The following is a 9,149-nucleotide window of genomic DNA, read 5'->3' on the forward strand; positions in this document are numbered from 1 at the left end:
GAGTAACACTATGTAGTTAGAAATATATTGATTATCATTCTCATTGATAGACAAAAAAATAATCCCACCAATTTTTCCTATAAGAATAAACATAAAACTCTTTCATCATTTTATTGATTATCATTCTCAACGAATTTCAAAAAAAATAAACCGCCTAATTCTATCGTTCTATCACCTCTTCTTACAAAAATGATATAGTCATAGAAAACCTCTTCCCTTCCAATATTTCCACAACTAAGTCAATCTTAGCCTACTGGTAATTTTTTTGTCAACTATATTACGTATAAAATTTTTAATATCTGAATTCTTCTATATATAATTTTCCTACAAAAAAAGAGGCTTTCTTTTAAAGAAAGCCTCTTTCCCTTATTTTTCTACAGCAATTTCTTGCTTTTGAAATAAAGAAACTACATATCCAATTGCAATTCCAATGATACCCGGAACTAGCCAACCAATCCCTACACTATATAATGGAATTTTATCTAAAATAGGAGCAAGGGCCGCTACTTGAAGATTGGCATTATGCAATCCATCAAAGAAGCTAATTGCAAATGCGCCTACAATACCGCCTACATACATAGCTAATGGAAGACGAATATAGTTTTCAACAAGTGATAATACGATCAGTACGATACCAATTGGGTAAATTGCAATTAAAATCGGCAATGCTAATGCGTTTAACTGAGTTAAACCAAGATTTGCTACCATAAATGCTAATACAGAGAAAATGAAAATGACTTTTTGATAAGAAAGCTTTGGTAATAACGAAGAAAAATATTCTCCACAAGCTGCTACAATACCGACAGAAGTTGTTAAGCATGCTGCTGTAATTGCGATACCTAGTAATAATGTTCCGTAGCTACCAAATAAATGATTCACGACGTTTGTTAAAATAATTCCGCCGTTTGCTCCCATTCCAAGTGAAACACTTGAAGCTCCAAGGTAAGCAAGTGCTAAATAAACAAGAAGTAAGCCAAGTGCTGCAATAAATCCTGCAAAGATTGTTACTTTCGCAATACTGTTCTTATTTGTAATGCCTTTTGCTTTTAAAGCATTGATCACAACATTTCCGAAAACAAGTGCTGCAAGTCCATCTAAAGTTAAATATCCATCAATAAAACCTTTAAAGAGCGGGGCACTATACGCTTCTGTAGGGGCACCAAACTCTCCCATTGGAGTCATAATTGCTTTCGCTACAATAATTGCAATAACAGCTAATAAAATTGGAGTTAACACTTTACCAATGCGCCCCACTAATTTCGATGGGTTTAATGCTAAATAGAAAGTTACTGCAAAGAAAATAAATGTAAAGATAACAAGTGGATAGGATTGACCAGCTATCTCACTTGGTAAAAACGGTGCAACACTCATTTCATAAGCAACAGTCCCTGTACGTGGCACACTAACAAATACGCCTAAACATAAATAAATTGCAGTAATGAAAATTAGCGCGAATACAGGATGTACACGTCTTGCTAATTCATTAATATCTCCCTTTAGAGCTATAACAATAACTCCTAATAAAGGCAGTCCTACACCTGTTACGATAAAGCCAAATAACGCGATCCATACATCTGTTCCAGCACCTTGCCCTAACGCTGGTGGGAAAATCATATTACCGGCACCGAAAAACAGTGCAAATAACATTAAGCTTATTGCAAACATCTCAGAAAACTTTAAAGATGACTTCATTTCTACTACCTCCTAATTATTTTATTAACAAAATATTCTGAATTAAAATCCATCACATATCCTCTTTCAAGCATACTTCCCCGTAAAAGAACGCAAAAAACACCCGTCCCTAACAAAGGGACGAGTGTTGAAATCGTGGTTCCACCCTTATTCTAATAAAATGAATTTATAACGAAATAAGCTCATTTTATAGCTCGTGTAAATTGATAACGGTTTTATCCGCCAAGAATTACAATGCATCTGCAGTTCACTCTTGAAGTTTAGAGGTGGTAAGTTTGTCTTTCCGTATTAGGAAGCTCACAGCCTAAGGCTTCCCTCTCTGAAAATCGTCAAAAACAACTCATGTCCTCATCATTACTTTTATAAAATATGTTGTCGAAACTTGTTGTTTTTTATTATATGGGCTATTTTTTAAAAAATCAATAGTTTTATTTTTTCTGACAAAAAATATAGGGAGAAAACTTTCCTCCCTATAACTGCCTTATTAATATTTCTAATTCCTTAGGTGTAATGTCTCGCCATTTTCCAGCTTCAAGCTCATTTAGCTCTATATTCATAATGCACACTCGCTTTAGCTTTGTTACAGTAAATCCGAAAGCACGACTCATTCTACGAATTTGCCTGTTCATTCCTTGCGTTAAAACGATGCGAAATGTAGATTGATCGACTCTCGTTACTTTACACGGCTTCGTCATTCCATCTTTAATTTTCACTCCACCAGACATCTCATCAATAAACCAATCTGTAAACGGCTTATCAACAGTGACAACATATTCTTTCTCATGCTCATGATCACCGTGCAAAATTTGATTCGCAATCGCACCGTCATTCGTTAATAAGATGAGTCCTTCCGATGCTTTATCTAATCGTCCAACAGGAAAGATTCGTTCTGGATAATCGATATAATCAATAATGTTTCCTTCAATATGTTCGGCTGCTGTACAAGTAATTCCGACTGGTTTATGGAAGGCAATATACACCTTTTCTTTCTCTTCTTTTGCAATAACTTGCCCATCAATCGATACAATATCACCTTCATTAACGAGTGCACCGTGCGTACATACTTCACCGTTAATACAGGCACGTCCTGCTTTAATGAGACGGTCTGTTTCACGTCTTGAGCAGGATTTTGCTTCGCTTATGTATTGGTTGATTTTCATGTTTTATTCCTTTTCTTATAGATTAAAAGCGTCAATCCATGGCAATATCATTATGCCAAGATTGACGCTCCTTTACTTCGCAAAAACAACTAAATAAATAACCCCAATTACCAAAAATATTCCGCAACAAGCTAACAATACTTTTGCAAGTTTGTCCATAAACATATAATGGTTTCCCCTTTTGTTTGGTTGTTTGCTATTTTAATTCGACAACTGTTACGCCTAGGCCTCCCTCGCCCATGTCACCGTAGCGGTAGGTTTTCACGCCGCGATGTTTCTTCAAGTAATCTTGTACACCTTGGCGAAGCGCTCCTGTTCCTTTACCGTGAATAATTGATACACGAGGATAGCTTGCAAGCTGTGCATCATCTAAATATTTTTCAACGCGCATCATTGCATCTTCATAACGTTCGCCGCGAAGGTCTAGCTCTAACGACACGTGATAATCTCTACCCTTCACACTTGCGACTGCTTTTTTCTCAGTTTGCTTCGGTGTATTAATGTATTCCATATTGGATTCTTTCACTTTCATCTTCAGAATACCAATTTGTACGCTCCACTCTGTATCACTTACTTTTTCAAGCAATTGACCTTTTTGATCGAACGTTAACACTTTTACTTCATCACCTGATCGTAACTGTTGTTTCGGCGCTGTATTTTTCACATGTACTTTTTGTTTCTTCACAAGCTCTGGCGCTGCCCCTTCTAGACGGCTCTTCGCTTCAATAAGCTCATGGTCTTTCACATTTACAAGCTGTGCTTTACGCAATTGACGAAGTTCATGAATAATGCCTTCTGCTTCTTTCTTCGCAGCTTCGACTTTCTCTTCCCCTTCTTTTTGCGCTTTTAATAATTTTTCATCGCGCTCATCGTTAAATTCAATAATTTGACGCTGTAATTCACAATGAAGTTTTTCAGATTGCTTACGATGCTCTTTCGCTTCTTTTCGTTCGCGCTCTGCATTTTTTTGGCTTTCTTCTAGCTTTGCAATCATATTTTCGATTTTGTTCGTATCTGTACTAATATGGTTACGAGCGCGATCAATAACGCGATCAGACAAACCAAGACGCTTCGAAATTTCAAAGGCGTTACTACGTCCTGGTACACCGATTAATAATTTGTACGTTGGGCTTAATGTATTCACATCGAACTCAACGCTCGCATTAATAACTTGCTCACGATTGTATCCATATGCTTTTAATTCTGGGTAATGCGTCGTTGCAACAACGCGAGCACCACGGTTACATACTTCATCTAAAATAGAAATCGCTAGTGCAGCCCCTTCTTGCGGATCTGTCCCAGCACCTAATTCATCAAATAGGACTAAACTTTCAAAATCAGCTTTTTCTAAAATATCTACAATGTTTACCATATGAGAAGAGAATGTACTTAAATTTTGTTCAATCGATTGCTCATCACCGATATCAGCAAAGATGTTTTTAAATACACATATCTCTGATTCATCCATTACTGGAATATGAAGACCAGATTGCGCCATTAAGACACAAATACCGACTGTTTTCAGTGTAACTGTTTTACCACCTGTATTCGGTCCTGTAATAACGATTGTTGTAAAGTCTTTACCCAGCATAATGTTATTTGGCACGATAATTTCCGGATCAATAAGCGGATGGCGTGCTTGTTTTAAATCCATGTAGCGTTCATTATTTACGATTGGCTTCGTCGCTTTAATTCGCTTCGCATAAAGAGCTTTCGCAAAAATAAAATCAAGATTTGCAACTACTTCTACGTTTGATAAAACAATATCAGCTTCCACTGCTACTTCTTCCGTTAACATCATTAAAATGCGTTCTACTTCTTGTTTTTCTTTCACACGTGCTTCTTGAAGTGCGTTATTTAATTCCACGATTACTTGCGGTTCGATAAATAATGTTTGTCCAGAAGCAGATTGATCGTGAACAATACCACCATATACGCCGCGGTATTCTTGTTTTACCGGGATTACGTAGCGTTCGTTACGAATCGTTACAATTGCATCTGATAACATTTTTTGCGCGTTTGAAGAACGCGTCATGTTTTCTAATTTCTCACGAATACGGCTTTCCGCAGTACGAATTTGATTACGAATGCCACGCAATTTGTCACTTGCGCTATCGACTACTTCACCGCCGTCACCAATACAATTTGTAATCTTCTTTTCTAAATCATATAAAGACACAATTTGCGCGACATGTGTTTCTAAAATTGGAAGCTCAACACCGTTGTCAATCATATCGTCAATGAAACGTTTCATTTGGCGACTACCGTACATCGTACTTGCGATTTCAATTAATTCATGAGGACTTAACATACTTCCAATTTTCGCACGCTTAATATTTGAACGAATATCAGAAATCCCTCCAAGTGGTACATGTCCTTTTAAGCGGATGATTTTCGCTGCCTCATCCGTTGTTTCTTGCAATTCCACAATTTCTTCAAAATCTGTGCTTGGCACTAAATTCTTCACTTTATCACGACCAAGTGAAGATGCTGTATGTTCAAGCAATTGTTCTTTTACCTTATTGTATTCTAATACACGCAACGTTCGTTCTAACATGTTGCAGGTCCCCCCTGTATTACTTATTACGTTTAATATAGTCTAATAAACGTTCAATATCCCATGTGTTAATCACGTTATCTTTTTGAATCCAACCTTTACGCGCTGCTGCTACACCTGTTTCCATATCTTCTAACATTTCAAGTGTATGGGCATCCGTATTAATCGCTACTTTTACACCAGCATCTTGTGCTTGTTTTAATAATTTCGCGCTTAAATCTAGACGGTTTGGATTTGCATTTAATTCTAAAACTGTATTTGTTTCTTTTGCGAGCTGGATTAATAAATCTGTATCTACATCGTAACCCTCACGGCGCCCAAGAAGACGTCCTGTCGGATGGGCAATCATTGTGACATGCTTATTCTCAAGTGCAGTGCGAAGACGCTTCATAATCGTTTCACGGTCTTGTGAGAAGCTAGAGTGAATGGCTCCAATGACATAATCTAGTTCTGCTAATACTTCATCGTCAAAATCAAGTGTCGCATCTGGTAAAATGTCCATTTCAATCCCGCGCAAAATTGTAATGTCTGGATACTTTTCATTCATACGTTCAATTTCTTTCGCTTGTTCACGAAGACGCTCTTTCGTTAAACCATTCGCTACTTTCAAGTATTGCGAGTGATCAGTAATTGCCATAAATTTATATCCACGAGCGCGGCACGCTTGTACCATTTCTTCAATTGAAAAAGCACCGTCACTCCACGTTGTATGCATATGTAAATCACCCTGTATATCAGAGAACTGAATTAAGTTCGGATACTCTTTAATTAATTCAATTTCTTTTCCATCTTCACGCACTTCTGGTGGGATGAATGGAAGGCCAAAGTGGGCGAAGAATGCTTCTTCTGTTTCGAATGTTTTCACTTCACCTGTCTCTAAGATTTCCACACCGTATTCACTAATTTTCTCGCCTCTATCTTTCGCAATTTGGCGCATTTTTACGTTATGGTCTTTTGATCCTGTGAAATGGTGAAGAGTTGTAATAAATTCTTCTGGTTTTACTAAGCGGAAGTCAATTGAAATATCATATTCATATTGAAGACGAACAGATACTTTCGTATCTCCACTTGCAATCACTTCAATCATATTATCAAATTGTAGTAAATGTTCACGCACTACTGCTGGCTCTGTCGTTGCAATGATGAAATCTAAGTCCTTCACTGTCTCACGAACACGGCGTAAACTACCAGCGCGTGAGAAACGAATTATTTCAGCAACATTCGACAATTTCTCCTCTATTTCCCCGGCAATAGGCAATACCATCGCAATTGGTAAACGCTCTGGACGAGAGCCTACTTGATCAATTGCTTCTAATATTTTCTCTTCTGTTTTCTTACCGAATCCAGCTAAAGCTTGTACTTTATTTTCTTCACAAACAGCTTTTAACGTTTCCATATCAACAACACCAAGTTCTTTGTATAACTTGGCCACCTTCTTACCACCAAGGCCTGGTAGTTTTAATAGTGGTAATAAACTGCTTGGTACTTCTTTTTCAAGTTCTTGTAGTACTTCAGATGTTCCCGATTCTATATATTCTTGAATAACTGCTGCCGTTCCTTTTCCGATACCTGGAATCTTTGTGAAATCTTCAATTTCAGAAAGACTACGGTCATCACTTTCTAGTGCTGCCGCCGCTTTACGGAATGCAGATATTTTAAATGGATTCGCGCCCTTTAGTTCCATAAATAGGCCGATTGTCTCTAGTAATTTGATAACTTGTTTTTTATTCACTTTCATCATTGCCCCGCCTTTCTTTCATAGAAAAAACTTCTCTTTCCGAAAAAAGAGAAGTTACACTCTGCTACCTGTCTGCCATAGTTCCTTCACCTTTTCAGAAAGAATCGGTGTATCGTCTACAATTATTTTGCTAATTGATGATTTTTGTAATGGTGTTTGTATTTGTTCAATTGGAAGAATTGTTCCAACAATAATTAAGACAAACAGAATGATATACACTTCTAAAAAGCCAAGAAGTGCCCCAGCAACCGCATTGACTTGCTTTAAAACTGGGATTTCTGCAAACATATTCAGTAAATTACCAAGTAGTGAAAGTGCGATTTTTGTAATAATAAATAATACAATAAACGCAATTGCTTGATAGAAGACACCCTCAATATTATTCGCATCTATCCATTCTGGAACAGATACATTCTTATCGAATGGATACGGAATAAATTTCGCAAGCGTTGGCGCTAAATCTTTACAGTACCAGTATGCAACGAGGTATGCGATAATAAAGCTTGTTAACTTTACAAGTTGCAAAATAAATCCTCTGCGTAAACCGAGGAAAAATCCCATAACAAGCAATAAAATGATAATAATATCAATCATGTTTATTCCATTCCTTTTTGTGTCATACTTTCTTTCAACTTCTCATGTTCTTCTTTTAATTTTATGTAATCGTGTATGACGTTTACCGCCGTCAATACCGCTAGTCTACTCGTATCAAGCGAAGGATTCTTGGCATTGAGTTCGCGCATTTTATCATCCACAATCGCTGCTACCATGCGGATATGACTTGTACTTTCATCGCCAACAACTGAATACTGTTGGCCATATATTTCTACATTAATTCGACTTTTATTTCCCTTTTGTTGTGACAACTCACCGGCCTCCAATCACGTACAGAATCCTAAAGTTTATCATACCATGAACCATCATAATATGGAAACAGAAAGAACAATCCGATATGATAAAAATAACAACATAAAAAAGGAGCGACCATTTTGTCAAATTCTATCGTAATACAAACAAGTTCTACAGTAATTGAAGGCATGAAACAACAATACAAACAAGCACTTAGCCCCAAAATTCCGCAAGGCGGTATCTTTATGGCAAAGGTTCCATCTTGCACAATTACAGCCTATAAATCAGGGAAAGTAATGTTTCAAGGTGGACGTGCTGAAGCAGAGGCTTCTCGTTGGCAAACTGTCTCTCAAACACCAAAATCCGCTGTAAAAAAATCGGTCAATTCGCATCAATATGCACCACCTTCTTCTATTGGTACAATGTCGATTTTAGGGTCCGATGAAGTAGGTACTGGTGATTACTTCGGACCGATGACAGTTGTTGCTGTATATGTGGATGCGAAGCAAATTCCACTTTTAAAAGAACTCGGTGTAAAAGACTCCAAAAACTTAAATGATGCTCAAATTGCTGAGATTGCAAAACAACTCCTTCACGTTGTTCCTTACAGCTCCCTCGTTCTTCATAATGAAAAATATAACGAGCTATTTGATAAAGGAAACAACCAAGGTAAACTAAAAGCTTTACTGCATAACAAAGCCATCACAAACTTATTGGCAAAAATCGCGCCTACAAAACCAGAAGGTATCTTAATCGACCAATTTACACAGCCTGATACATACTATAAATATTTAGCGAAACAAAAACAGGTACAGCGTGAAAATGTTTACTTCGCTACAAAAGGTGAAAGTGTCCATTTAGCAGTAGCCGCCGCTTCCATTTTAGCTCGTTACTCATTCGTAAAACAATTTGACGAACTAAGCAAAAAAGCTGGTATGCAACTTCCGAAAGGTGCTGGTAAACAAGTTGATATTGCCGCTGCTGAATTAATTCAAAAAGTCGGTAAAGAAAGACTACCTGAGTTTGTGAAAGTGCATTTTGCTAATACAGAGAAGGCGTTTCGCTTATTAAAATAGTATCGACAAAAACAGGAGCCTACAAACTCCTGTTTTTTGTTTCGCTTTAGTCCACTCTACTATCGCCTATGTATTTT

General features: G+C 37.2%; 7 protein-coding genes and 1 other annotated feature. Of the genes, 1 reads left to right on the top strand and 6 read right to left on the bottom strand.

From position 1 onward, the window contains the following. Positions 1-366 precede the first annotated feature (366 nt). The 6 genes from brnQ6 to zapA all read right to left on the bottom strand — a co-directional run bounded on the left by brnQ6 (position 367) and on the right by zapA (position 8,013). Positions 367-1,692 (bottom strand): branched-chain amino acid transport system II carrier protein BrnQ6, encoded by a 1,326-nt coding sequence (gene brnQ6, locus AB3X49_RS13215; RefSeq protein WP_002184862.1) that lies wholly within the window; start codon positions 1,690-1,692, stop codon positions 367-369. A 113-nt stretch (positions 1,693-1,805) separates the two neighbouring features. Next, positions 1,806-2,056, bottom strand: a binding site (T-box leader). Positions 2,057-2,162: 106 nt separating this feature from the next. Then, entirely contained in the window at positions 2,163-2,852 is a 690-nt protein-coding gene (locus tag AB3X49_RS13220) for a 23S rRNA pseudouridine(2604) synthase RluF (RefSeq protein WP_367962579.1), read from the bottom strand. A gap of 196 nt (positions 2,853-3,048) precedes the next feature. Then, positions 3,049-5,409 carry an endonuclease MutS2 gene (locus tag AB3X49_RS13225; RefSeq protein WP_367962582.1) on the bottom strand — a complete coding sequence of 787 codons (2,361 nt, stop codon included), beginning with the start codon at positions 5,407-5,409 and terminating at the stop codon, positions 3,049-3,051. A gap of 19 nt (positions 5,410-5,428) precedes the next feature. After that, complete coding sequence (gene polX, locus AB3X49_RS13230) at positions 5,429-7,147, bottom strand: DNA polymerase/3'-5' exonuclease PolX (protein ID WP_002088901.1); 1,719 nt, start codon at positions 7,145-7,147, stop codon at positions 5,429-5,431. A 54-nt stretch (positions 7,148-7,201) separates the two neighbouring features. Beyond that, positions 7,202-7,741, bottom strand: a complete 540-nt coding sequence (locus AB3X49_RS13235; protein WP_002034246.1) for a CvpA family protein — start codon at positions 7,739-7,741, stop codon at positions 7,202-7,204. Positions 7,742-7,743: 2 nt separating this feature from the next. After that, positions 7,744-8,013 (bottom strand): cell division protein ZapA, encoded by a 270-nt coding sequence (zapA, locus tag AB3X49_RS13240; protein WP_002088902.1) that lies wholly within the window; start codon positions 8,011-8,013, stop codon positions 7,744-7,746. Between the two features lie 123 nt (positions 8,014-8,136). Here zapA and rnhC point away from each other — a divergent pair, with 123 nt between their 5' ends. Then, entirely contained in the window at positions 8,137-9,072 is a 936-nt protein-coding gene (gene rnhC, locus AB3X49_RS13245; protein ID WP_367962585.1) for a ribonuclease HIII, read from the top strand. Positions 9,073-9,149: the final 77 nt, after the last annotated feature.

The organism is Bacillus sp. C30, assembly GCF_040838255.1.
GTDB classification, from domain to species: domain Bacteria; phylum Bacillota; class Bacilli; order Bacillales; family Bacillaceae_G; genus Bacillus_A; species Bacillus_A mycoides.